This is a genomic window from Hoeflea sp. (assembly GCF_984452065.1).
This window is the reverse complement of record NZ_CFHWAF010000010.1, coordinates 35,638-58,727: the sequence shown is the minus strand read 5'-3', so window position 1 is coordinate 58,727 and position 23,090 is coordinate 35,638. Positions and strand designations below refer to the sequence as shown.

General features: G+C 60.1%; 24 protein-coding genes and 1 tRNA gene. 10 read left to right on the top strand and 15 right to left on the bottom strand.

Annotated features, from left to right (window positions below):
* A partial coding sequence (locus AC5E6N_RS03830) for a porin (RefSeq protein ID WP_491746574.1) occupies nucleotides 1–296 on the bottom strand: 296 nt, incomplete at its 3' end.
* Between the two features lie 505 nt (nucleotides 297–801).
* Nucleotides 802–1,797, bottom strand: a complete 996-nt coding sequence (locus AC5E6N_RS03825; RefSeq protein WP_491746573.1) for a DMT family transporter — start codon at nucleotides 1,795–1,797, stop codon at nucleotides 802–804.
* Here AC5E6N_RS03825 and AC5E6N_RS03820 point away from each other — a divergent pair.
* A complete protein-coding gene (locus AC5E6N_RS03820; RefSeq protein WP_491746572.1) occupies nucleotides 1,771–2,454 on the top strand; it encodes an ArsR/SmtB family transcription factor in 684 nt (227 codons plus the stop codon). The two genes, AC5E6N_RS03825 and AC5E6N_RS03820, sit on opposite strands and share 27 nt — an antisense overlap.
* Before the next feature lie 105 nt (nucleotides 2,455–2,559).
* Here AC5E6N_RS03820 and AC5E6N_RS03815 read toward each other — a convergent pair.
* From AC5E6N_RS03815 to AC5E6N_RS03780, 8 genes are all read right to left on the bottom strand, one after another.
* Nucleotides 2,560–2,649: transfer RNA gene (locus AC5E6N_RS03815), tRNA-Ser, on the bottom strand.
* 45 nt (nucleotides 2,650–2,694) lie between these two features.
* Nucleotides 2,695–4,488 (bottom strand): SulP family inorganic anion transporter, encoded by a 1,794-nt coding sequence (locus AC5E6N_RS03810; RefSeq protein WP_491746571.1) that lies wholly within the window; start codon nucleotides 4,486–4,488, stop codon nucleotides 2,695–2,697.
* Nucleotides 4,470–4,991 (bottom strand): protein tyrosine phosphatase family protein, encoded by a 522-nt coding sequence (locus AC5E6N_RS03805; RefSeq protein ID WP_491746570.1) that lies wholly within the window; start codon nucleotides 4,989–4,991, stop codon nucleotides 4,470–4,472. The genes AC5E6N_RS03810 and AC5E6N_RS03805 overlap by 19 nt, the downstream gene beginning before the upstream one ends.
* A gap of 67 nt (nucleotides 4,992–5,058) precedes the next feature.
* Nucleotides 5,059–5,940 (bottom strand): MBL fold metallo-hydrolase, encoded by an 882-nt coding sequence (locus AC5E6N_RS03800; protein WP_491746569.1) that lies wholly within the window; start codon nucleotides 5,938–5,940, stop codon nucleotides 5,059–5,061.
* A 51-nt stretch (nucleotides 5,941–5,991) separates the two neighbouring features.
* Nucleotides 5,992–6,426: a DUF6691 family protein gene (locus AC5E6N_RS03795; RefSeq protein ID WP_491746568.1), complete on the bottom strand. Its 435-nt coding sequence runs from the start codon at nucleotides 6,424–6,426 to the stop codon at nucleotides 5,992–5,994.
* 2 nt (nucleotides 6,427–6,428) lie between these two features.
* Nucleotides 6,429–6,857, bottom strand: coding sequence for a YeeE/YedE family protein (locus AC5E6N_RS03790; RefSeq protein WP_491746567.1), 429 nt, complete (start codon nucleotides 6,855–6,857; stop codon nucleotides 6,429–6,431).
* Between the two features lies 1 nt (nucleotide 6,858).
* Nucleotides 6,859–7,080 carry a YgaP family membrane protein gene (locus tag AC5E6N_RS03785; RefSeq protein ID WP_491689405.1) on the bottom strand — a complete coding sequence of 74 codons (222 nt, stop codon included), beginning with the start codon at nucleotides 7,078–7,080 and terminating at the stop codon, nucleotides 6,859–6,861.
* A 169-nt stretch (nucleotides 7,081–7,249) separates the two neighbouring features.
* Complete coding sequence (locus AC5E6N_RS03780) at nucleotides 7,250–7,588, bottom strand: ArsR/SmtB family transcription factor (protein ID WP_491746566.1); 339 nt, start codon at nucleotides 7,586–7,588, stop codon at nucleotides 7,250–7,252.
* A gap of 161 nt (nucleotides 7,589–7,749) precedes the next feature.
* Between AC5E6N_RS03780 and AC5E6N_RS03775 the strand changes: the two genes are divergently transcribed.
* Nucleotides 7,750–8,709, top strand: a complete 960-nt coding sequence (locus tag AC5E6N_RS03775) for a glutathione S-transferase family protein (protein WP_491746565.1) — start codon at nucleotides 7,750–7,752, stop codon at nucleotides 8,707–8,709.
* 81 nt (nucleotides 8,710–8,790) lie between these two features.
* Nucleotides 8,791–9,558: a glycosyltransferase family 25 protein gene (locus AC5E6N_RS03770; protein WP_491746564.1), complete on the top strand. Its 768-nt coding sequence runs from the start codon at nucleotides 8,791–8,793 to the stop codon at nucleotides 9,556–9,558.
* On the opposite strand, the gene AC5E6N_RS03765 is transcribed toward AC5E6N_RS03770, so the two are convergent.
* Entirely contained in the window at nucleotides 9,555–10,403 is an 849-nt protein-coding gene (locus AC5E6N_RS03765; protein WP_491746563.1) for a glycosyltransferase family 10 domain-containing protein, read from the bottom strand. The two genes, AC5E6N_RS03770 and AC5E6N_RS03765, sit on opposite strands and share 4 nt — an antisense overlap.
* Nucleotides 10,404–10,655: 252 nt before the next feature.
* Here AC5E6N_RS03765 and AC5E6N_RS03760 point away from each other — a divergent pair, with 252 nt between their 5' ends.
* Nucleotides 10,656–12,458 (top strand): IlvD/Edd family dehydratase, encoded by a 1,803-nt coding sequence (locus AC5E6N_RS03760; protein WP_491746562.1) that lies wholly within the window; start codon nucleotides 10,656–10,658, stop codon nucleotides 12,456–12,458.
* 8 nt (nucleotides 12,459–12,466) lie between these two features.
* Here AC5E6N_RS03760 and AC5E6N_RS03755 read toward each other — a convergent pair whose 3' ends face one another.
* Both AC5E6N_RS03755 and AC5E6N_RS03750 read right to left on the bottom strand, forming a co-directional pair.
* Nucleotides 12,467–13,384, bottom strand: coding sequence for an alpha/beta fold hydrolase (locus AC5E6N_RS03755; RefSeq protein WP_491746561.1), 918 nt, complete (start codon nucleotides 13,382–13,384; stop codon nucleotides 12,467–12,469).
* Nucleotides 13,385–13,460: 76 nt separating this feature from the next.
* Nucleotides 13,461–15,539, bottom strand: a complete 2,079-nt coding sequence (locus AC5E6N_RS03750) for a lytic transglycosylase domain-containing protein (RefSeq protein WP_491746560.1) — start codon at nucleotides 15,537–15,539, stop codon at nucleotides 13,461–13,463.
* Nucleotides 15,540–15,816: 277 nt separating this feature from the next.
* Here AC5E6N_RS03750 and dapA point away from each other — a divergent pair, with 277 nt between their 5' ends.
* Together dapA and smpB are read left to right on the top strand one after the other, a co-directional pair.
* The gene (gene dapA / locus AC5E6N_RS03745; protein ID WP_491689790.1) at nucleotides 15,817–16,698 is read left to right on the top strand and encodes a 4-hydroxy-tetrahydrodipicolinate synthase; all 882 of its coding nucleotides are present in this window, start codon (nucleotides 15,817–15,819) and stop codon (nucleotides 16,696–16,698) included.
* 25 nt (nucleotides 16,699–16,723) lie between these two features.
* Nucleotides 16,724–17,194 carry an SsrA-binding protein SmpB gene (gene smpB / locus AC5E6N_RS03740; protein ID WP_491746559.1) on the top strand — a complete coding sequence of 157 codons (471 nt, stop codon included), beginning with the start codon at nucleotides 16,724–16,726 and terminating at the stop codon, nucleotides 17,192–17,194.
* 5 nt (nucleotides 17,195–17,199) lie between these two features.
* Here smpB and AC5E6N_RS03735 read toward each other — a convergent pair whose 3' ends face one another.
* Nucleotides 17,200–17,868, bottom strand: coding sequence for a uracil-DNA glycosylase (locus tag AC5E6N_RS03735; RefSeq protein WP_491746558.1), 669 nt, complete (start codon nucleotides 17,866–17,868; stop codon nucleotides 17,200–17,202).
* 24 nt (nucleotides 17,869–17,892) lie between these two features.
* Nucleotides 17,893–18,480: a LabA-like NYN domain-containing protein gene (locus AC5E6N_RS03730; RefSeq protein ID WP_491689793.1), complete on the bottom strand. Its 588-nt coding sequence runs from the start codon at nucleotides 18,478–18,480 to the stop codon at nucleotides 17,893–17,895.
* 524 nt (nucleotides 18,481–19,004) lie between these two features.
* On the opposite strand from AC5E6N_RS03730, the gene rpoZ reads away from it, so the two are divergent.
* The 4 genes from rpoZ (at nucleotide 19,005) to acpS (ending at nucleotide 22,967) form a co-directional block, all read left to right on the top strand.
* Nucleotides 19,005–19,421, top strand: coding sequence for a DNA-directed RNA polymerase subunit omega (gene rpoZ / locus AC5E6N_RS03725; protein WP_491689794.1), 417 nt, complete (start codon nucleotides 19,005–19,007; stop codon nucleotides 19,419–19,421).
* Between the two features lie 129 nt (nucleotides 19,422–19,550).
* Nucleotides 19,551–21,782 carry a RelA/SpoT family protein gene (locus AC5E6N_RS03720; protein ID WP_491746557.1) on the top strand — a complete coding sequence of 744 codons (2,232 nt, stop codon included), beginning with the start codon at nucleotides 19,551–19,553 and terminating at the stop codon, nucleotides 21,780–21,782.
* Between the two features lie 176 nt (nucleotides 21,783–21,958).
* Nucleotides 21,959–22,537 carry a DUF2062 domain-containing protein gene (locus AC5E6N_RS03715; RefSeq protein ID WP_491746556.1) on the top strand — a complete coding sequence of 193 codons (579 nt, stop codon included), beginning with the start codon at nucleotides 21,959–21,961 and terminating at the stop codon, nucleotides 22,535–22,537.
* Between the two features lie 25 nt (nucleotides 22,538–22,562).
* Nucleotides 22,563–22,967: a holo-ACP synthase gene (acpS, locus tag AC5E6N_RS03710; RefSeq protein ID WP_491746555.1), complete on the top strand. Its 405-nt coding sequence runs from the start codon at nucleotides 22,563–22,565 to the stop codon at nucleotides 22,965–22,967.
* Nucleotides 22,968–23,090: the final 123 nt, after the last annotated feature.

Below are 23,090 nucleotides of genomic sequence, written 5' to 3'. Positions count from 1 at the left end.
GCATGAAGAACACCAAGTTCCGTGTCTTCCTTGGCCTGTACGTTCAAACGACCGCGAACGGAAGAGCCATAGCTGTCATCGTTGCTGTCAAATGTGACATTCATACGGACGAAACCGCTGAGCTTCAGGCACGTCTCGGTGCCCGGGATGTAGAAGTAGCCTGCGCCGAACGCGTCGCAAACGCGAACATATTCAACGGGCTCCGGCTCGGCAGCGATGATTGCGTCCGCTGCGGAAGCGCCGGAGACTGCGAACATTGCCGCAGCGGAGCCGAGAAGAAGGCTCTTGATTTTCATTTTCTGACCTCCAGTCAATTTCCTTTAATGGTCTGGGTGTTTGGCTGCGCTGCAGCGTTCCCTGTCCCAGTCCCCAACTAAAAAGAAGATAAACGCCAATCCGTCCCTCTTCCGAGAGTGAATGTAACCAACGCATGATGCGAAGCAATGAGGATTTTGGTTTCCGCAGGCGTCCCGCGGGAGGTTGGGGGGGCGCTGTTGCACAAAAGACACGATTTCGCCCAACGCACGGTCAAACCCCTTAACGGCTGTTAATAATTTTCGCCGAAAACAGGCGAGAATCAACAATTTCTCACCAACAATCGCGCCTTTGGAGCCGCAGACGCCATGCTCGCGATTCGGACGGTATTGACAGCATTACGCTACGATAGTGCGTTGCAGAACGCGCCATGCGACCACATTCCGCGAAATGGCACGTAATCACACGACACCAAATCTTGTCTCACCGCGTATTGCCTGTGACGGCCTTGAGCCCGGCTTACACAGTCGTATGGGGCGCCGAACGTCAGCTCTTTGTTGATCGCCGCGGCAAGTTGATCAACGCCACCCCTGCAACCGAGATGACCAGTCCGAGCGCGATAGGGAACGTGAAGGTCTCACCCAGGAATACCATGGCGAGGATCACACCGACCCCGGCGCGCAGATAGCTTTGGCTTGCGACCCCCATGGACCCGAGCGTTTTGACCAGCCGGAAATAGATCAGCAGAGCCAGGCCGGTGCATAGGACGGACAGCACAAAGGTCGCCGCAATGGCGGCAAGGCTGGGTGATAACGTCCAAGGGCGCTCCAGTACCAACGCGGTTGGCACGAGAATCGCCGATGCCCAGATCATCGTCCCGGCGGCGGTCGTCACAGCTCCGAGATGGCCAAAGCGTTTCCCGTATATGGCGGCGCCGGCATAAAGCGCGGCCCCAACCAGACAGGCGATCTGCCCGGCAACTTGCTCTCCAAGACCACCGAGAACGTCCACGCCGACGACCAGCACCACACCAACGACACCAAGGGCCGCTCCAAGCAGTTTGCGGCCGCCGAGACCTTCGTGGCGGGTTACGAATGCGGTCATCAGAATGACGAATATCGGGGAGGTCGAATTGAGCACGCTGGCAAGACCCGCGCCCACGAACTGTTGCCCCCAGGCCAGAACCGTCCAGGCTGCTATGCTGTTGAAGAACGCCTGAACCAGGAGCATGCGCCAGGTATGACGGTCCCGCGGCAAACTCTCGGTCCGAAGCCTCATCACTATCATCAAGAAAATCGCAGCACCAAAGACCCGCAGCGCGATGAGCGTGATGGGAGGAATCTCCGCTACGGCAACTTTGATGAACAAGTAGGAAGACCCCCAGAGCAGTGCCAGCAAGCCAAGGAGAAGCAGTTCGGCCAGCAGGTTCGAGGTGCGCATTGGGGCCTCAATCAGGACTCGTTTATCGCATTCTAGGCAATTGATTGATGCAAATGCTTCGTTTACGGTCGAACTATGAAAGAAGGTCCCGATATCGCCCATATCGCCGCCTTGATCGGTGACCCGGCGCGGGCCAACATGCTGACCGCGTTGATGAGCGGGAAAGCCTTGACGGTGAGCGAACTGGCCAAGGAAGCGGGCGTTACGATTCAGACCGCAAGCTCACATCTGTCCAAACTTGACCAGGGTGGATTGCTGCGCTCCCGCAAGCAGGGGCGGCACAAATACTTCGCGCTTGCCAATGACGAGGTTGCGCATGTTCTGGAGGGCTTGATGGGCCTGGCCGCCGGGGCCGGTCATCTGAGAAGGCGCACTGGCCCGAAGGACACCGAACTCCGCCAGGCTCGCGTCTGTTACAATCATCTGGCCGGTGACATGGGCACGCGGATGTTCGATAGCTTGATTGCACAGGAACATTTGGTCTTCGATGGCGAGACGTTGGCCTTAACCGCTTCGGGCGCGACGTTCGTGGCGGATTTCGGCATCGACCTCGACATGCTTCGCAAGGGACGTGCAGTGCTCTGCCGAGAATGTCTCGACTGGAGCGAGCGCCGGTCGCATCTCGCGGGCAGTCTGGGCCGTGCCTTTCTTAGCCGGTTTGAGGCATTGTCCTGGGCGAAGCGGGATCAAAAAACCCGCGTCATTTCGTTCTCCCGGAATGGAATCGAAGAATTCGAGCGGCTATTTAACGTGGACTGATTTCTTCCGAGCCTCTCAGGAGCCGACGGTTCGCACAAAGGTAGCTTTGTCCGCAAAGCGATAATCGAACCAGCGTAGCAAAGATGTCGCACAATCGGCGGTGAATGGCGGAGAGGAAGGGATTCGAACCCTCGATACCATCTCTGGTATACTCCCTTAGCAGGGGAGCGCCTTCGACCACTCGGCCACCTCTCCGGTTCCGCCCGAATTAAAGGGAGATAGTAATCAGCGCAAGGGTTTTCATTCTGCTGTGCGTCTTTTTACATTGCGCTCCGTGGATTCCGTGCCCTCAGGCTGTTCGATACCTGTATTTTGGCACAGAGCCCTTGCGGCAAGATGCTGGCTGAGGAAGACGCGGCCTGTCAGGTGGTTGAGGAAATCGGTGCGCTCGAGGCGGTCCATGACCGGTCCCTTGACTTCGCTCAGGTGGAAGGAAACGCCCATATCCGCAAGGCGCTGATTGACCGCTTCGAGCGATTCCAGCGCGCTCATATCGATGGCGTTGACGGCGGGACACATCAGGACGAAATGTTTCAGTTCCGGCTGCCGCGAAACCAGATCCGACACGATGTCCTCCAGATAGCGCGCGTTGGCGAAGTAAAGGCTCTCATCCACGCGCAATGTCAGCATCTGCGGATCGGTGATGACCTGATGGCGCAGCACGTTCCTGAAATGCTCGGTTCCCGGGACGCGGCCGACAACGGCCATGTGCGGCCGTGACGTGCGGTAAAGGTGCACGAGGACGGAGATCACGACGCCGGCGGTAACGCCGAGCTCGACGCCAAGGCCCAGCGTGACAAGCACCGTTGCGGTCACCGCGGCAAAATCGGCCTTCGAATAGCGCCAGGACCTGGCGATGATCGAGAAGTCGACCAGTGACAAAACCGCGACAATGATCGTTGCCCCGAGAACCGCCTTGGGCAGAAAGAAGATGAGCGGTGTCAGGAACATGGCGGCGACCGCAAGCCCGGCGGCGGTGTAAGCGCCGGCAGCCGGCGTCTCGGCACCGGCGTCGAAATTGACCACGGAGCGGGCAAACCCGCCGGTCACCGGATAGCCGCCGGTGAAAGCGGCGCCGATATTCGCGGTCCCGAGGCCGATGAGTTCCTGATCGGGGTCGATGCGCTGGCGTCGCCGCGCCGCCAGCGTCTGTGCGACGGAAACGGATTCGACAAATCCGATCACCGAGATGAGGACCGCTGCCGCCATCAACTCGCCCCAGAGCGAGGCGGAAAAGGAAGGCACTGTCAGTGGCGGCAAGCCTTGCGGAACGCTGCCGACAACCTGAACGCCGCGGTCGGCGAGACCCAGGCTCCAAACGGCAAATGTCGACAGGACAACGGCGGCGATGGGACCGGCCTTGGCAATCAGGTCGGCCGGTCGCCGTCCCAGACCGGCGCGCATGAGCAGCGGTTTGAGGCCGCGCCGCGCCCAAAACAGAAAGCCGGCAGCCGCCACGCCGATGGCAAGCGTGAACAGGTTGGTCTCGTGCAGCCCGGTGAGGAGTGACAGCAGCAATTCCCAAAGATTATGGCCCGCCGCATCGATCCCCAGAATATGTTTGAGCTGGCTTGCGGCAATGATGATGCCGGAGGCCGAGATGAAACCGGCAATGACGGGATGCGAAAGGAAATTGGCCAGAAACCCCAGCTGAAAGAAGCCCAGCAGCAACAGGAAAGCCCCGGAAAGCATCGCCAGGGTGAGCGCGGCCGTGACATAATCCGCCGAGCCGGGCTCGGCTATCTTTCCGATGGCGGCGGCCGTCATCAGCGACACAACGGCGACGGGCCCGACGGCAAGCGCGCGGCTCGTTCCGAAGACGGCGTAAAGAATGATCGGCACGATGGAGGCGTATATGCCCGTTTGCGGCGGCAGTCCGGCCAGCATCGCATAGGCCAGTGACTGCGGTATCAGCATGATGGTGACGATGACGGCGGCCACCAGATCGTTGGTGGCCGCATTCCGGTCATAGGACCGGCCCCAGTCGAGAACGGGGATAAAGCGGCGCAGTTGTGTCAGGCTGTTTTTCGCCACAGGTCATTCCGGAACAGACAGAAGCCTCCGCCGCCGACGATGACAATGTCGTGGCTCGCGTCGGCCGTCCCGGTTGGCGTCTTGCCGCCGTTCGCGATCCGTCTGACGACGCCGGACATGTTGTGGCCGGCCTTTGCCGTTGCCTCCAGAATCAAGGGCAGGGCGGCGCCGCGTGCGCCCTGGTCGAGGGACCACAATGTCGCCGAGCGTGTTCCGGAGCGGCAATAGGCAAGCAGCGGTTTCGGCAATGTGTCCGCCGCAGCGCCGAAAAGGGCCGCGTCCTCGTCTCGCACACGGCCCGATTCGACGGGAATATAAGTGCATTCGATACCGTGCTTCTCGGCCGCCTTGCTGATTTCACCGAATGAAGGCTGGTCCGCTCCTTCGCCGTCCGGCCGATTGCATATGATCGACCGGAACCCCTGGCCGGCTATCTCCTTCAGGGCGTCCGGCTGAACCTGAGGACTGACCGCCACGGTCTCGTTGATGTGTTTGATGTCCATAGTTCTTATCCAGTGCCGAATGGCAAAACGCCGGGCCTTGTTGATCGGGCCCGGCGGACATTTCGGTTTAAAGCGTGTTGACGGGAACCTTCAGCATCGGCCGCCCGTCCTTGTCGGTCGGCACTTCCCCGGCGCGCATGTTGACCTGCAGGGACGGGATAATGAGTTTCGGCATATCGAGCGTTGCGTCCCGCTCGGTGCGGAAACGCACAAAATCCTCTTCGGACCGCCCGCCGCCGACGTGAATATTGTGCGCCTTTTCCTCCGCGACGGTTGTTTCCCAGCGGATCTCGCGGCCGTTGGGTCCGTAATCATGACACATGAAAAGCCGCATATCGTCCGGCAGTTCCAGGAGCTTCTGGATCGACCGGTAGAGTGTGGCAGCATCGCCGCCCGGGAAATCGGCGCGGGCCGAGCCGCCGTCGGGCATGAAAAGCGTGTCGCCCACGAAGGCGGCGTTGCCCATCACATGGGTCATGCAAGCGGGCGTGTGCCCGGGCGTGTAGATGGTGAAGACGCGCATCGACCCGACGTCGTAGGAATCGCCGTCCTTGAAGAGCGCATCGAACTGAGAGCCGTCCCGCTGGAACCCGGTCCCTTCGTTGAAGACCTTCCCGAATGTGTCCTGAACGACCATGATCTGGTCGCCGATGCCGATCTTGCCACCGAGTTTTTCCTGGATGTAGGGCGCGGCGGAAAGATGATCGGCATGGACATGGGTCTCGATGACCCATTCCAGGTCAAGGTCATTCTTGCGGATGAATTCGATAATGGCGTCCGCATTGTCATAGGTGATACGGCCGGCCGCATAATCGATATCCATGACGGAATCGACCACCGCGCAGGACTTGCTCGCCGGGTCCTTCACGACATAGCTGATGGTGTTGGTGGCCGGATCGAAAAAGGCCTCGACCTCCGGTTTGACGGCCATGTTGACTTGATAGGACATGATGATTTCCTCTCGTTCCTCCTGGATGATCCAATTTAATCCGGATTTGCTCTAAGCGCGTGCCGGTCGGACGCGGGTATTGATAATCGTGCGGGTCAGTGCAATTCCCGAGATCATGGCGCCGACAAACAGAAAAGTGCTGCCATATCCCAGGCCCATGGCCGGAATGGCGCCGCCGGGACAAAAGCCCGTCACGCCCCAGCCAATGCCGAAAAGCGCCGAGCCGGCAAGCAGCCGGGCATCGACGGTCCTGTTGGCGGGCAGGCTGAACGCGCTTTCCAGCAGCGGCTCCTTGCGCGCGCCGAATACGAACCGGTAGCCGATCGCCGTCGTGATCAGGGCGCCGCCCATGACAAGGGCGAGACTGGGGTCCCATGCGCCGGCAAAATCGAAGAAATTGAGAACCTTGGCGGGATTGGCCATGCCGGACAGCGCTATGCCGAGGCCAAAGATAATGCCGATGATGAAGGCTGTGACAATCCGCATGGTCATACGCCTCCCAGGAGATGCCGCATCACGAAGACGGTGATCGCCGTCATTGCCATGAACACACAGGTGGCCAGGATCGAGCGCGGTGAGAGCCGCGCCATGCCGCAGACCCCGTGACCGCTGGTGCATCCCGATCCAAGCGTAACGCCGACGCCGACGATCAGCCCGCCGCCGACGAGAGCCGAGGCGGAAACGGGTACGGAAAAGGCGATCGACCCGCCGACACCGGTATAAACGGCGGGCGCGAGGATGGCGCCGATCAGGAATGCGGCGCGCCATGGCCAATCAGCCGACACCGGCGGAATGATGCCCGCCAGTATCCCGGTCATTCCGGCGATCCTGCCGTGCACCGCCATCAAGAGGACGGCGGCGATGCCGATCAGCACACCCCCGGCGAGCGACAGGAAAGGTGTGAACTGCGTTGCCATGTCAGTCGATCCTGCAGGTGCGGACGCCAAGGAGGCGATAAAGCGGGCAGAAGCGCACAAGGCCGGTCGCTGCCAGCACGATCCCCACGATGGGAATCGCCCACAGCATGAACGGGTTCTGCCAGATCTGCGATTGGAAGAGCCAGGGAGAGGCGATCAGAACGATGCCGACGATCAGCCGGACGACCCGGTCGGCGGTTCCGACATTGGCGGTGTTTAACATCGGTGGACACTCCGTTTGTTGATCTACGGAGATGATATATATGCGTATCAGCTAATGTTCAATATTAGAATATTAAAACATTCAAAAATTATTATGCAAAATCCGGGAGACGACAACAATCCGCCTGCGCCGGTTCGCGCTAAGATCGAAACAGTGGCGACGCTGCGTATCAGCGATCGGGTTTGCAGTAGAGGTCGTAGAGGGTTTTCACCAGGATGGAGACCGCCTCGTCGGCGATGCTGTAATAGATCATGCGCCCCTCACGCCGGGCTGCAACCATGCCGTCGAACCGAAGCCGGGCAAGCTGCTGGGAGACCGTTGCCTGCGGCATGCCCAGCATCTTTTCAAGGTCCGAGACGGACTGTTCGCCCTGTGAGAGGATGCATAGGATCACCAGCCGCGTCTCATGGGCGAGCGCCTTGAGACGCTCGCTGGCCTTGCGGGCCTGCCCGAGCATGAACTCCCGTTCGTCCGTGCTCATATCCGCGGTGAACTTTGGCAGTAACATGGGTGGTCCGGCTTCATGTTCCAGGGCGATCAAAAGATATAATCCATCGAAGCGGCATGCGCCAGATGCCTTGAGGAACGGAATTGTCGCGCCGGCGGAGCGGGCGAACCGTTGAAGCGGCGGTTCATCGCTCCATTTTGTTGTCGGTCTGGAGGATGCATATGGGATTGATGCTGAACGGGACCTACCTGATCGACGATCCTCAACCCGATAGCCGGGAGGATGGCGCGTTCCGCCGTGCCAGGAGCACGATCAGGAACTGGATCACGAAGGACGGTTCACCCGGACCGACGGGTGAGGGGGGCTTTACGCCGCAGCCCGGACGCTATCACCTTTTTCTTGCATGGAATTGCCCGTGGGCCCATAGGGCCCTGCTTGCGCGCGCATTCAAGCAACTCGGCGATACGGTCAGCGTGTCCTTCGCGGCGCCCCGCAGAACCCAGGACGGTTGGGTCTTTGAACCGCGGGGCGAGTATGTCGACACCCTGTTCGGCGTATCGGCGTTGCACGAAATATATCAGCGCGTCGTGCCCGCATATACGGGGCGTGTGACGGTTCCGGTGCTTTGGGACCGCGAGCGCAACGTGGCTGTCAGCAACGAGTCGGCCGACATTGTGCGTATGTTCGATCGGGCGTTCGACACCGGTATCGAGCTTTGTCCGGCAACCCGAGCCGAGGACATCGAACGCTGGAACAGCCTGATCTATTCGACCGTGAACAACGGCGTCTATCGGGCCGGCTTCGCCCGCACCCAGGAGGCCTATGACCGGGCGGTGCATGAGGTTTTTGCAACCCTTGATGCGATTGAGGAGTGTCTTGCCGACAACAGATATCTGACGGGAGACACATTTGCCGAATGCGATTTGCGCCTGTTTCCGACGCTGGCACGGTTCGATGTGGCGTATCACTACGCCTTCAAATGCAATCTGAAACGGCTTCAGGACTATCCCAATTTGTGGGGCTATGTCCGCGAGATATACCAGATGCCGGGCGTCGCGCAGACGGTGCGCTTCGAAATCTACAAACAGGGCTATTTCTCGCCCAGCCCCTTGCGAAACCCGCTGGGCATCGTGCCGGCCGGGCCCGTTGTCGACTGGTCCGGTCCGCACGGCCGCGGCTGATGACGGCCATATTCAGTACCGAACTTGACTCATCCGGTCCTGACAGTCACACGAAAAGCCGGTTCCACTGAAGAGCGGCGGATGCGCAAGAAAGCCTTCATCATCCATCTGACGCGGGCGCAAGCCCGGCGGCCCTTTGTCGATCGGCTGATCGACGCCTGTCCGGTGGATGCCGAAATCGTCGAGGGCGTGGACGGCGCCGAACTGACACCCGAAGAGGTTGACGCCGTTTACAGCCCCGGCCTCCACAGGCCGCGCTATCCCTTCACGCTGCGCAGCGCCGAAATTGGCTGCTTCCTCAGTCATCGCGCCTGCTGGACGAAGATTGTCGAGGACGGTCTGGATTATGGTCTGGTTTTCGAGGACGACGCCACGCTCGACAAATCGGCCGCGGAGACGGCGATCGCCTTTGCCGAGTGCCATATCGGCGAACTCGGCTATATCCAGTTGCCGGTCCGGCAAGCACCCGCAAACGCCGTCGTCAACTACGAACAGCAGGGCATGCGGCTGCTGACACCGCAGGTCACGCCATTGCGTCTTTCCGGGCAGTTGATCAGCGCCGCAACGGCAAAGCGATTGCTCTATGTCACCGAGGTCTTCGACCGTCCGGTGGACACGCTGCTTCAAATGCACTGGCTTACCGGTATCCGGCCGGTCATCCTCGATGCGCCGGTGCTGTCAGACAATACGCAGGCTGCCGGCGGCAGCACGATCGGCAGCGGCAAGTTGCCTTGGGAGCGCTTGACCCGCGAAATACGGCGATTCATGTATCGCAGGAAGATCGCGCGGCTCTCGGAGCGTGACGCTCTCCGGCCTTCAGACACCGGATCACAGGCATCGTCCGGCTAGCGGCTCTGCTCGAGGAGTTTCAAAGCCGCATTCTTTTCATAGTCGGTAAAGGCGAGGGCCCGCTGGCTGTTGTCCGCAAGGGCTCCACGTCTTTTGTCATAATCGTCAGGTGAGGCGATTCTGATGGCGTTCCTGATATCGTCACCGGTGCGACAGACGATCATGCCGTCCGGATTGAAATAGCGTTCGATATCCGGCGCCCCCCAGTAGATGGGAAGTGTCCCGCACAGGAAACAGTCGATCAGCTTTTCCGTGAAATAGCCTTCTTCGCGGGCATTCTCGATCACCACGGAAAAACGATAGGGCAGCAATCCCTCTTCCTTTTTGCCGATTTTCCGGTAGGCAAGCCCGAGCAGATCGACATCGAGCCTGTTTTTCGAACACCACCGCGCGATGTCGTGACGCAGCGCATGCCCTTTCAGCTTCGATTTCGACGAAGCAATCAATGATATGTGCCGTGTCTTTTCATGGTCGTCGGCCAGACCCGCCTCCACCCAGGAGCCGCCGAAAGGCATCACGAGCGCGTTCTTGACCTTTTTGGCCATGGCGGGGCGATGTGTGATGATCCGGTGGAAGCGGCGCTGAAGAAAGATCGCTGTCAGATATTTGCGCCATTGCACGGCATATGGTTCCGCGATGAGCAGCGAAACCCGGCACTGCATCCCTTTGCGGTCGGAGAAGAACGACTTCGTGCGCGGATATATGATCAGATGGTCCTGCGGCTCAAGATCGCTGACCGTTCCACCGTCGGGCCGCTCCGCAAGGGGCCATCGCAACGCGCGAATCGGGACATCGGCCAGTCTGCCGGAGGGCTTGTAATCATAGGGCAGTATGGCAACGTTCATGCGCGGGCCTTCGTCAATTCGCTACCGGTTTCATACTCGGAAATCTGGCAACCGCAAGGCGTGACGCGCACCGGCGCCCGTGCCGTCGCAAAGTGCCGGCAGGCCGGCGCCGCAAACCGCTGCTATCCTCGCCCAAAAGGCTGTTCCGATTAATGAAACCGGACGGGCGGCGCGGAGGTTTCGCTGGTAACCGGGCCTCAAATGAGTTTTAAGAGGCCATTCCGGCATTATGAACGATCCACGGAGCAAAAGATGGGCAAGGGCGCAAATCACGACGGACGCAGGCTGCGGTCACGGGAATGGTTTGACAATCCCGATAATCCGGACATGACCGCGCTTTATCTTGAGCGTTATCTGAATTACGGGCTGACCCGTGAGGAGCTGCAATCGGGCCGGCCCATTGTCGGCATTGCTCAAACGGGATCCGATCTTTCACCCTGCAATCGCCCTCATCTCGAACTGGCTCTGAGAGTACGCGAAGGCATCCGCGAGGCCGGCGGCATCGCCATCGAGTTTCCCGTCCACTCCATACAGGAAACCGGCAAGCGCCCGACCGCCTCGCTTGACCGCAATCTTGCCTATCTGGGTCTGGTGGAGGTTCTTTACGGCTACCCGCTGGACGGTGTGGTGCTGACGACCGGATGCGACAAGACGACACCGGCCTGCCTGATGGCGGCGGCGACCGTGGATTTGCCGGCGATCGTGCTGACCGGAGGGCCGATGCTGAACGGCTGGTTCCGCGGCGAGCGGGCAGGGTCGGGAACCGTGGTCTGGAAGGCACGGGAACTCCTGTCCGAAGGCAAGATCGATTATGAGGCGTTCATCGAAATGGTCTCCGATTCCGCACCGTCAATCGGCTACTGCAATACGATGGGCACCGCGACGACAATGAACACCCTTGCCGAAGCGCTCGGCATGTCATTGCCCGGCTGCGCTTCGATCCCCGCGCCCTACCGCGAGCGCGGCCAGATCGCCTATCAGACGGGCAAGCGGATCGTCGACATGGTGCATGAGGATCTCAAACCCTCGGACATCATGACGCGCGAGGCTTTCGACAATGTGATCGCTGTCAACTCCGCAATCGGCGGATCGACCAATGCGCCCATTCACATCAACGCCATTGCTCGCCATGTGGGCGTCGAGTTGAGCGTCGACGACTGGGAAAGACACGGGCTCGACATACCCCTGATCGTCAACCTGCAGCCTGCCGGTCAATATCTTGGAGAGGATTTCCATCGCGCCGGCGGCGCGCCTGCCGTCATCGGCGAACTGATCAGGAACGGCCTCATCAACGAAGACGCGATCACGGTGAACGGCAAAACCGTGGGACAAAACTGCCGCGGCGCGGAAAGTCAGAACGAAGACGTGATCCGCGATTTCGGCAACCCGCTGAAACAAAGCGCCGGCTTCAAGGTCATGCACGGCAACATTTTCGATTCGGCCATCATGAAGCTCAGCGTCATCTCGGACACCTTCAGGGAGCGCTATCTGTCGGACTCTGAAAGTCCCGATGCTTTCGAGGGCAGGGCGATCGTCTTCGACGGGCCGGAGCACTACCACGACAACATCGACGACCCGGCTCTCGATATCGATCAGAACTGCATCCTGTTTATTCGCGGGACCGGGCCGATCGGCTATCCCGGCGCTGCCGAGGTCGTCAATATGCGTGCCCCCGACTATCTCCTGAAGAAAGGCGTGCGCGAACTTCCCTGCATCGGCGACGGCCGCCAGTCGGGCACGTCCGGTTCTCCGTCGATTCTCAATGCATCGCCGGAGGCTGCCATAGGCGGTGGGCTGGCGCTGCTTGCGACCGGCGACAAGGTCAGGATCGACCTGTCGGACGGAAGCGTCAACATGCTGGTCAGCGATGAGGAGATTGAACGCCGCCGCACCGAACTGCAGGCGGCCGGAGGATATCGGTATCCTGCCTCGCAAACGCCGTGGCAGGAACTTCAGCGCGGCGATGTGGATCAACTGTCGGAGGGAATGGTCCTCAAGAGCGCGGTCAAATACCAGCGCATCGCCGCCAAGGGACTTCCGCGCGACAGCCACTGATCCGCGGTCTATTTTTCGGCCTTGCGCAGGAAATTGGCGATCGCCTTTGGCAGGTCATCGACATGGAGCAGGGGTGCGTGTCCCTGACCTTTGGCGATATGGGCAACCATGTTCGGGTTGCGCCGCGACATTTCCTCGAGTGTTTCCTGGGTCAGCAGTGACGAGTTTTCACCCCGGATCGTCATCAGCGGTATGTTCCGCAAGCCCTCGAATTGCGGCCAAAGGGTCGGAAGCGGAACGTTGAGGTCGATATCGTGCAACATGTCGACAAGCGCGCGGTCAAAACGCGCCCGGACCTTTCCGTCGCGTTCCTCATAGCCCACCGCGACATAATCCCGCCAATCCCGGTTGGACAGCGCGCTGAACGCGTTTCCCTGCACTGTCTTCATGGTTTCGACGACCTGCGACAGGCTGGCAGGCTTTGTGAGGCGGTCATGATAGGCCATGATCTGCGCCAGCCCGGTTCCTTCGATAACCGGTCCCGCATCGTTGAGTATGGCCGATGACATGATGCCCGGCCGCATCGCCGCGAGCGCGTGAATAACGAGCGCGCCGCGGGAGGTGCCGATGACGGCCGCATGGTGGATCGACAGCGCGGCGCATCCCGCCAGCATATCGTCCGCCTCAATCTGGATATTATAGTTGGATTTGTTCTTGTCCCATTCGGACAGGCCGCGGCCGCGATAGTCGAAACAGACGACACGGCGCGGCGCGACCTCGCTTTTTGACAGGATCAGCGCCAGATCGTGGAAATCGGCGCTGTTGCGCATCAGCCCGGCGAGACACACGACCGGCGCATGATTTTCGGTTTCCGGACGGCCGCGTCCATAATCGCGTGCGGCCAGGCGCAGCCCGTCGCTGGCGGAATAAAACACCTGCTCGTAATCCGCATCGGCATCGGCGCGTGTCTCGACGGCATCGTTCATGGCTGGCCCCGGCAATCGAACATGATTTTCTAGTCAGATACGGTATCCGGCACAAAGGTTAAATGGTCACTACAGCCTAGCGTCTTCCGTAACGCAGATCCGCGACGATATCCGGCTTCTGCCCGAGACGGGCCTTGTAGACCTGGTAGTTCTCCATCACCCGCTGGACGTAGTTGCGTGTTTCGGTGAACGGGATCTGTTCGACCCAGTCGACGACATAGTCGATGGGCTTGCCGCGCGGGTCGCCATATTTTTCGATCCACTGGCGCGCGCGGCGCGGGCCGGCATTATAGGCGATGAACGTCAGGACATAGGAGCCGTCAAAGTCCGAGATATGCTCGCCGAGATAGTGCGCGCCGAGGGTTGCGTTGTAGCCGGCATCGCGGGTCAGCCGCGCCTTCGAATAGGGCATGCCGTGCTTGCGCGCGACCGATTTGGCGGTCGCGGGCAGAAGCTGCAGCAGGCCGCGCGCATTGGCCTTGGAGATGGCCGCCTTGTCAAATGCGCTCTCCTGCCGGGCGATGGCATAGGCAAGCGCCTTTCCTGAGCCCGATATGTTGGCGCTCCTGGGAATGACGCCGGTTGGAAATGCCAGGGCCGTCACATTCAGCCCCCGGCCGAAGGCGATCTTTCCGACCTGCAACGCCAGACGGTGCTCTCCTTTTTTTTCCGCCATGGCTGCCAGGATTGCCAGTTCGCCCGGGTCCGTCAGCTCACGCGCAAGGGCGATGTAAAGGATGCGGGCGCGATGCGGGTGGCCGGTTTCCGTCAGCCGCTGGATGGCGCGCACCGCCTGGCGTGACGCAAAATGCGTGCGTTCCGCCGCCGTCGGTTTCGGATAACGCACCTGAAGCCCCTTGCGGTTCAGGCGCGCGGCCGCGAGTTGACCGTAATAGGTTGCCGAATAGGAGGCGGCCTTGTTGAAATAGTCGGCGGCATTGCCGTTGCCGCCGGCTTCCGCGGCGCGGCCGAGCCAGTAATAGCCGCGCGAGATCGACAACGGCCGGGTTGCGGTCTCCAGCACTCTTTGGAAATGCGCCGAGGCGGTCCTTGCATTGGCACCGCCGCGAAGCGCATACCAGCCCGCATGCCATTCGGCCTCGATGATGTCCGCCGGCCGGGTGGCGGCATGGTTGGCGGCAATCCGGTATGCGGTCCTCAGGTCGCCCTTGTCGGCGATCGCACGCGAGACGATGCGGCTTTCGACCCACCATTCGCGTGTATTGACCTGCGCCTGCGGGTCGCGCGGTGCCTGCATGAGGAGCTTTGCGGCCGTATCGTAGTTCTTCTTGCGGCGCTGGTAAGCGATGCGGGTAAAGAGATAGCTCGCATCGTTGTGCCATGTCGGGTGAACCGCCTTGATCAGCTTGGCGGCGTTGGAACTCTTGCGGATGACCGCCGCACGTGCCTTGAACAGCGACTGGGCGTTGGCAAGGGAATCGACCCTGTCGGCCTGGGTTATGCGATCGCGGTAAAGCAGCATGTCCATGCGCCGCTTGTGATCGGCTTTTGTCAGAACGCCCGAGAACTCTTTCAGGACCAGCCTCTCGGTTGCCTTGTCGAGAACCTCGTCTCTCCAGATCGGCGCGATGATCGAGGCCGCTTTTGACTTTTGTCCGGTCGCGATAAGCGCTCTCGTCAGGGCGACGGCACCCTCGGTGGTCTCCGGCTGCGTGTTTCCGAACGCGGCGACGACCTGTCGCGCGCTCGCACCCTCGCGCGAAAGGGCGTGTTCCGAGTTTCGCCGCAGAACACTCAGCCCGGGCCAGTTCGGCAACTGCCCGGCAGCCGCGGCAATCTCCGATGAAGGAACGCCCCGCGCGCCCGACACGGCGATCGCCCAGGTCAGCACCTGCTTGTCCAGAGATCCTGCCGGCAGGCTGTCGCGCACCGCGCGCGCGCGTTCGATTTCATCGTCGGAGAGCGCGTCGAGGCCCTTTTTGAGCTGGCCGGCCGGAGCGGACGGATTGTTCGCATGATGGATCGAGGCGGTGACGGTATTTTCGGCGACGGCCTGCTGCACGAACGCAGCGCCGCCCGCCGGCCGTGCCTTTGGAACCGGGATGTGCGAAGGACGGACTTCCGTCTTGGCTGAAGGGACCGCAGCCATGCTTGTCGAAACAGCCAACAATGTCGAAATCGCCAGTCTGAGCATCAGTGCATTATCCCTTCAATTTGGGCGAAAATCAGCCATCATACGCGAGAGCGCCTGCCGCTCAAACTGCCAAACATCGATGAAAAGAAAGTTAAGCAAAGGTTATGACCGGATGCTGTGACAAAAAGTGATGGGATCGGTGAGCGGCGGTTTTTGCATCCCGCGGTGCTTGCGGCTGCCGGACGGGGGGATTATGGTGCAGCGCTTTTTGTAACCGGGTATCCGGCGGCCGGTCGACGCTGCTTCCGGACCCCGTCCCGTCATGTCAGGAGCTAGCATGTTCAAGGGATCCCTGCCGGCATTGGTCACACCGTTTGACGATGCCGGCGCGTTTGACGAAACCGCCTTTCGCGAATTTGTGGAATGGCAGATTTCCGAGGGAAGTCACGGGCTTGTGCCGGCCGGCACAACCGGTGAGTCCCCAACGCTTTCCCATGATGAACACAAACGTGTCGTCGAGCTCTGCATCGAGACCGCTTCCGGGCGCGTGCCGGTGATCGCGGGCGCGGGTTCAAACAATACGGGCGAAGCGATCGACCTTGCGCGTCATGCGGAGCAGGCGGGAGCGAACGCGCTTCTCGTCGTCACACCCTATTACAACAAACCGAGCCAGCGGGGCCTTTACGCCCACTATGCGGCGATCGCGGACGCCGTCTCGCTGCCCATCTTCATCTACAACATTCCCGGCCGCTCGATCATCGATATGAGCGTCGAGACCATGGCCTCGCTTGCGTCCGACTTCGGCAATATTGTCGGCACCAAGGATGCGACCGCCAAGATGGACCGGGTATCGGAGCAGCGTCAGCACTGCGGAAGCGAATTCATCCAGCTTTCCGGTGAGGATGCGACGGCGCTTGGTTTCAATGCGCATGGCGGTGTCGGCTGCATATCGGTGACCGCCAATGTGGCGCCGCGCCTTTGCGCGCAGTTCCAGGACGCCATGCTGAACGGAGACTGGGCGACGGCCCTGGAGTTGCAGGACCGCCTGATGCCGCTGCACAAGGCGCTTTTTATCGAACCCAATCCGGGCGGCGTGAAATATGCCCTCTCGATGCTCGGCAGGATGACCGACAGGCAAAGGCTGCCGCTCGTCGATATCGAGGCGGGCACCCGTGCCGCCGTCGACGATGCCCTGCGCCACGCCGGTATCCTGAACTGAAGGCGCCGTTGACGGTCTGAAGCCCATGTCCAAGGCGAAGTCAGGGCGGCGCAACGTCGCGGAAAACCGCAAGGCGCGGTTCAATTACGAAATCGTCGAGACGTTCGAGGCGGGTCTCGTGCTGACCGGAACCGAGGTCAAGTCGTTGCGCGAAGGCAAGGCGAACATTGCTGAATCCTACGCAGCGGAAGAAGGCGGGGAGATCTGGCTGATCAACTCCTATCTGCCTGAATATCTGCAGGCCAACCGCTTCAATCACGAGACAAGACGCCGGCGCAAGCTGCTCTTGAACAAGCGCGAGGTGCGAAAGCTGATCGGCGCCGTCCAGCGCGAGGGCATGTCCCTGGTGCCGCTGCGCATCTACTTCAACGAGCGCGGCAGGGCCAAGCTCGAGATCGCGCTGGCCCGCGGCAAGAAGCTGCACGACAAGCGCGAGACCGAGAAAAAGCGTGACTGGGAGCGCCAGAAGGCGCGGCTGATGCGCGAGCGTGGATGATCTGGTCAGGCCCGGAGCCGCTGTCCGCTGTCAAGAAAATCGTGCACATCTTTGAAGACATTGACAAACATGTCTTCTGTCAATCGCCCCGTATTGGTATTGTAGCGGGAGCAGTGATAGCTGGAAAAAATCCGGTAGCCGCCGATGTCGGTGCTTGCGCCGTGCCGGAAGGGATGTTCGGCCAGCCGGCCGCCAAGCATCCGAACGGTCGAGTCATGCGCGATCTTGCCAAGCGTGAGCACGGCTCTCAATTCGCCCATTGCCTTGAAGGATGCCGACAGAAATCTGCGGCACGTATTGATTTCCGCAGCGACCGGCTTGTTTGCCGGCGGCACGCACCGCACGGCATTGGTGATGGCCGTTGAGATGAGTTCCACCCCGTCGTCGGGCCGGGCATCGAATGTTCCCCTGCAAAAGCCGAAACGGGCCAGTGTGCCGTAGAGCAGGTCACCGGCGAAGTCGCCGGTAAACGGTCTTCCCGTGCGGTTTGCACCACGCAATCCAGGCGCCAGTCCGACCACGAGAAAGCGCACCGAACCCGGGCCGTCCGAAGGGTAGAATGTCCTGACCGGCGCATTGTACCAGTCGGGATGCCGAACGCGTTGCTCGGCAATGAAGCCGTGCAGCCGCGGGCATAGTGAACAGTTTGCTTCAGGTTCGGTCAAGCCGGTCATGGACGACCGGAATAAAGCAAAGCGCTAGTGTTGCAAGTCGTATTCTTCCTCGTCCTCAACGGCATTGTTACGCACAGGCCTGTCCGATTCGCTTCGGCCGACTTCCGCCTTCAGCGAGGCAAGATCGATGAAATTGTCGGCCTGCCGGCGCAGGCAGTCCGCAACCATGGCCGGCTGGGTCGAGAGCGTGGAGACGATAGACACCTTCCGCCCGCGCCTTTGCAGCGCCGCAACCAGGCTTTTGAAGTCTCCGTCGCCGGAGAAAATGACAAGATGGTCGACCGTTTCCGACTGTTCCATCGCATCAACGGCCAGTTCGATGTCCATATTGCCCTTGATTTTCCGCCGGCCTCCCGAATCGGTGAACTCCTTTGCGGGCTTCGTGACGACGCGGTAGCCGTTGTAGTCAAGCCAGTCTATGAGCGGACGGATAGAGGAATATTCCTGATCCTCGATGAGGGCCGTATAGTAATAGGCTCTCAGCAGATAGCCGCGACCGTGAAATGCTTTGAGAAGCTTTCGATAATCTATGTCGAAACCAAGGCTCTTGGCCGTTGCATAGAGATTTGCTCCGTCGATGAACAGGGCGATCTTTTCCCTCGGATCGAACATTATTTCACCTGCATATTAATTGTTTTGGGCAAGCGTCAAAAAAAATGACCTCAATAGTAGTCTTAATCATTTCTTCCAGCGCAAAGTATTTCGATGCATCAATTTTCTATATTAAAGATTTATAACATGTAAACAGTCGGGTTAAATATTAATTCGATTAATACAACAAATTGTGAACACCATGCCGTGCCCCGGGCAACAACGTTCCCGGGTTAATTGCATTCAGTTTTACAAGCATGTTCGTGGGTCCGCATGAACCACTATGTGGGCAGTCGGGCGACAGGAACAACCCCGAATTCTCATTGGTTTTTCCGCTAGGAGCTCTTCCAAAGGCCCACATCGCCTGGTCCGTGGTGTGCCGGTCCGGCGCTCGGCGTGGCGCGTTCCGCGCCTTTTATGAACGGTCACGGACGGATGGCCATCCACGAGACAGGCCCCGCGAGGGCATTTAGGCTTGAATTGTTCTTGTTTTGGGAGTATCGCCAACACAATCTCTGGAGAATTGTGAAAACAAAGGACAGGCCATGGCCCGTGTCACAGTCGAGGATTGCATCGACAAGGTCGACAATCGATTTGATTTGGTATTGCTGGCGAGCCACCGTGCGCGCCAGGTATCTCAGGGTGCGATGATCACGGTTGACCGTGACAACGACAAGAACCCGGTTGTCGCATTGCGCGAGATCGCTGACGAAACGCTTTCGCCCGGCGATCTGAAGGAAGACCTTATCCACTCGCTTCAAAAACATGTCGAGGTTGACGAGCCCGAACCCGATCCCGCATCTCTGCTTGCCACCGAGCAGGTTGAGGAGACGGTTATTATCGCCAGCGATGCGGCAGCCGAACCCGAGGCCGATGCGGTCTCCTTCGACCGGATGTCGGAAGACGAGTTGCTGGCGGGGATCGAGGGACTGGTTCCGCCGGAAAAAAGCGACGATTTTTGAACCCGTTCGTTGCCGGCAGGAATGAGATGCGCCGGGTTGTGCGACCCGGCGCGTTTTTATTTTGACGAACGGCTTCTTCAGGCGGGATAATGCGTCCCAAACGACCGGAGGCAAAGGAGAAATCGGTCAATGATGCGTCAGTACGAGCTCGTTGAGCGCGTGCATCAGTACAAGCCCGAAGTCAACGAGGCGCTTTTGAACAAGGCCTATGTCTATGCCATGCAGAAGCACGGCAAGCAGACGCGGGCCAACGGCGCCCCTTACATCTCGCATCCGCTCGAAGTCGCCGCCATTTTGACCGATATGCGGCTGGATGAGGCAACGGTTGCCGTCGCGCTCCTGCACGACACGATCGAGGATACCTCCGCCACCCGTGACGAGATCGACGAACTTTTCGGCGAGGAGATCGGCGGCCTCGTCGAGGGTCTGACCAAGCTCAAGAAGCTCGATCTGGTATCGAAACGTGCCAAACAGGCCGAGAACCTGCGCAAGCTTCTGCTGGCCGTCTCCGATGATGTTCGTGTCCTGCTGGTCAAGCTGGCCGACCGTCTGCACAATATGCGCACGCTGGATTTCGTGCCGCCCGAAAAGCGGGCGCGCATCGCCGAGGAGACGATGGAGATCTACGCGCCGCTTGCGGGCCGGATGGGCATGCAGGACATGCGCGAGGAGCTTGAGGAACTGTCCTTCCGCCATATGAACGCGGAAGCCCATGAGACGGTGACCAATCGGCTCAAGGAACTGTCGGAGAAGAACAGCGGCATCATCCGCAAGATCGAGGCCGAACTGGGCGACCTGTTCGAGGAACACGGTCTCAATGCGACGGTCACCGGCAGGCAGAAGAAACCCTATTCGGTGTTTCGCAAGATGCAGTCCAAATCGATGTCCTTCGAGCAGCTTTCGGACATTTACGGCTTTCGCATCATCGTCAATTCGATAGCCGACTGCTACCGCGCGCTCGGCATCGTCCACATGCGCTGGTCCGTCGTTCCAGGGCGCTTCAAGGACTATATCTCAACCCCGAAACAGAACGACTACCGCTCGATCCACACCACGATCATCGGCCCGTCGCGCCAGCGCGTGGAACTGCAGATCCGCACCGTGCGCATGCATGAGATCGCGGAGTACGGGGTTGCCGCCCACGCCATCTACAAGGACAGCGCGACGCAGGAAAACGGCCTGCTGCCGCACGATTCCAACGCCTATTCCTGGCTGCGCCGCACCATCGAGCAACTGGCCGAGGGCGACAATCCGGAAGAGTTCCTCGAGCACACCAAGCTCGAACTGTTCCACGATCAGGTGTTCTGCTTCACGCCCAAGGGCCAACTCATCGCGCTGCCGCGCGGGGCGACGCCCATCGATTTTGCTTATGCCGTTCACACCGATATCGGCGACACCTGTGTCGGCGTGAAGATCAACGGCCGCATCATGCCGCTGGTGACGCAGCTCAACAACGGCGACGAGGTGGAGATCATCCGCTCCGGCGTGCAGGTGCCTCCGGCGGCCTGGGAGGAAATCGTCGTCACCGGAAAGGCGCGGGCCGCGATCCGCCGTGCGACGCGCGCCGCCGTGCGCAAACAGTATTCGGGCCTCGGTTACCGGATCCTGGAGCGTGCCTTCAACCGCGCCGGCGAGAACTTCTCGCGCGATCAGCTCGAGCCCGTGCTGCACAGGCTCGGCTACAAGGATGTCGAAGATGCGATTGCGGCGGTCGGCCGGGGCGAACTGTCCTCCAAAGACGTACTCACCGCAATTCATCCGGACCATCAGCATGAACGGGTCGCGGTCAAGCAGTCGACGGCGGATGAGGGCTGGTTCAATCTGCGCAGCGCGGCGGGCATGATCTTCCGTATTCCCGGCCGTTCCAAACAGGCAAGGGCCTGGCGCGGCAAGCGGGCCGGAAACGGTACGGACGCTTTGCCCATTCGCGGCGTCGGCGACGACATGCCCGTCTCGTTCGGCGCATCGGGCGCGGTTCCGGGCGATCGCATCGTCGGGATCATGGAGCCGGGCAGGGGCATTACCATTTACCCGATCCAGTCACCCATGCTCACACAGTTCGACGACGAGCCCGAGCGCTGGATCGATGTGCGATGGGATATGGACGAGGCAGGCAGCGAGCGCTTTCACGCCCGCATCTCCGTCAATGCCATCAACGAGCCCGGCACGCTCGCCGAAGTCGCCCAGGCGATCGCCGCCAGCGATACCAACATCCAGACGCTGTCGATGGTGAGGGTCGCGGACGATTTTACCGAGATGAGCATTGACCTGGAGGTCTGGGATCTCAAACATCTCAACAAGTTGATTGCCGCATTGAGGAAATTGGCCTGCATCAGCACGGTCTCGCGCCTATATGAATAGGATCGGATGGGACCGCCAGCCGATATTCGATGTGTTTTTCCTTGCAGGAACAAAGCCCTTCGGGGCGCTCCGGCATGGCGATCGCCTGCCGTCAAAACTTGCTGATCGAGAAGCAATGTATAAACACATTCGATATAGTATGGACGCCGGAGACAAGGAAAGGTCGTAAGTAAGGCATGCTGTTTCGACGCCGAAAACCGATAGGCGCTGCTGAAAAGGTCCGCGTCTTCTTCTGGCCGCGGCGCTCTTTTGCGCGTTCATTTCAGTATTTCGGCAAGCGCATCCTGCGTCTTACCGCAACGCCTCACGCCATCGCCGCGGGCGTTGCGGCGGGAGTGATGGCGTCCTGGACCCCGTTTCTCGGCTTTCATTTCATCATCGCCGCGGCGCTTGCCTATATCTTTGCGGGAAACATCATCGCATCGGCTCTCGGAACCGCCTTCGGAAATCCGCTGACTTTTCCTTTTATCTGGACGGCGACCTACAAGGTCGGCAAACACCTGACCGAGGACAATTTCGACGGAGAGGTGAAGCACATCCATCTCGGCCGCCTGTTTCACGACCTCGATCTCAACCAGCTGTGGGAGCCGGTCCTCAAGCCGATGATTGTCGGTTGTCTGCCGTTCATGCTCGCCTTCGGCCTTGCCGCTTACGTTCTGACCTATTTCGGTGTCGTCGCCTTTCAGAGCCAGCGTCGCCGGAAATTGATGAAGCGGCGCGGAGGACGGGATCTGAGCGGCGAGCAGACCGTATGATGCTCACACGGACAGGCGCACAGGCATGATCATCGGCATAGGCAGCGACCTGATCGACATACGCCGCGTCGAGAGGTCGATCGAGCGTTTTGGCGACCGCTTCACGCACAGGATTTTTACCAGCACCGAACGGGAAAAGTCCGAAAGCCGCAGGGCGCGCACCGCGTCCTATGCCAAGCGGTTTGCCGCCAAGGAGGCCTGCGCCAAAGCGCTCGGGACCGGTCTTGCCCAAGGCGTCTTCTGGCGCGATATGGGCGTTGTCAACGCCGAGAGCGGCATGCCCACCATGCAACTGACCGGCGGGGCGCGCAAGCGGCTGGAAGCGATGCTGCCTGAAGGCTGCCGGGCCTCGATTCATCTGACGATCACCGATGACTTTCCCCTGGCGCAGGCGTTCGTCGTCATTGAAGCGCTGCCTGTTGACCGCTAGGGCGGCGCTCCCATCTACATTGTCGGTTCCATAAAACATCGAAATGAACTAGTAAGCGGGCCTAGAGCGAGTTGTGATTGGATTGACGCATTTGATTTTCCCCACCCTGTAGCAGTCAAATGC

Coding starts and splice junctions, on each gene's coding strand:
- AC5E6N_RS03820 (WP_491746572.1), top strand. CDS start 1,771: ATGAAAGAAGGTCCCGATATCGCCCATATCGCCGCCTTGATCGGTGAC.
- AC5E6N_RS03825 (WP_491746573.1), bottom strand. CDS start 1,797: ATGGGCGATATCGGGACCTTCTTTCATAGTTCGACCGTAAACGAAGCA.
- AC5E6N_RS03805 (WP_491746570.1), bottom strand. CDS start 4,991: ATGGACATCAAACACATCAACGAGACCGTGGCGGTCAGTCCTCAGGTT.
- AC5E6N_RS03800 (WP_491746569.1), bottom strand. CDS start 5,940: ATGTCCTATCAAGTCAACATGGCCGTCAAACCGGAGGTCGAGGCCTTT.
- AC5E6N_RS03795 (WP_491746568.1), bottom strand. CDS start 6,426: ATGCGGATTGTCACAGCCTTCATCATCGGCATTATCTTTGGCCTCGGC.
- AC5E6N_RS03790 (WP_491746567.1), bottom strand. CDS start 6,857: ATGGCAACGCAGTTCACACCTTTCCTGTCGCTCGCCGGGGGTGTGCTG.
- AC5E6N_RS03785 (WP_491689405.1), bottom strand. CDS start 7,080: ATGTTAAACACCGCCAATGTCGGAACCGCCGACCGGGTCGTCCGGCTG.
- AC5E6N_RS03780 (WP_491746566.1), bottom strand. CDS start 7,588: ATGTTACTGCCAAAGTTCACCGCGGATATGAGCACGGACGAACGGGAG.
- AC5E6N_RS03775 (WP_491746565.1), top strand. CDS start 7,750: ATGGGATTGATGCTGAACGGGACCTACCTGATCGACGATCCTCAACCC.
- AC5E6N_RS03770 (WP_491746564.1), top strand. CDS start 8,791: ATGCGCAAGAAAGCCTTCATCATCCATCTGACGCGGGCGCAAGCCCGG.
- AC5E6N_RS03765 (WP_491746563.1), bottom strand. CDS start 10,403: ATGAACGTTGCCATACTGCCCTATGATTACAAGCCCTCCGGCAGACTG.
- AC5E6N_RS03760 (WP_491746562.1), top strand. CDS start 10,656: ATGGGCAAGGGCGCAAATCACGACGGACGCAGGCTGCGGTCACGGGAA.
- AC5E6N_RS03755 (WP_491746561.1), bottom strand. CDS start 13,384: ATGAACGATGCCGTCGAGACACGCGCCGATGCCGATGCGGATTACGAG.
- AC5E6N_RS03750 (WP_491746560.1), bottom strand. CDS start 15,539: ATGCTCAGACTGGCGATTTCGACATTGTTGGCTGTTTCGACAAGCATG.
- dapA (WP_491689790.1), top strand. CDS start 15,817: ATGTTCAAGGGATCCCTGCCGGCATTGGTCACACCGTTTGACGATGCC.
- smpB (WP_491746559.1), top strand. CDS start 16,724: ATGTCCAAGGCGAAGTCAGGGCGGCGCAACGTCGCGGAAAACCGCAAG.
- AC5E6N_RS03735 (WP_491746558.1), bottom strand. CDS start 17,868: ATGACCGGCTTGACCGAACCTGAAGCAAACTGTTCACTATGCCCGCGG.
- AC5E6N_RS03730 (WP_491689793.1), bottom strand. CDS start 18,480: ATGTTCGATCCGAGGGAAAAGATCGCCCTGTTCATCGACGGAGCAAAT.
- rpoZ (WP_491689794.1), top strand. CDS start 19,005: ATGGCCCGTGTCACAGTCGAGGATTGCATCGACAAGGTCGACAATCGA.
- AC5E6N_RS03720 (WP_491746557.1), top strand. CDS start 19,551: ATGATGCGTCAGTACGAGCTCGTTGAGCGCGTGCATCAGTACAAGCCC.
- AC5E6N_RS03715 (WP_491746556.1), top strand. CDS start 21,959: ATGCTGTTTCGACGCCGAAAACCGATAGGCGCTGCTGAAAAGGTCCGC.
- acpS (WP_491746555.1), top strand. CDS start 22,563: ATGATCATCGGCATAGGCAGCGACCTGATCGACATACGCCGCGTCGAG.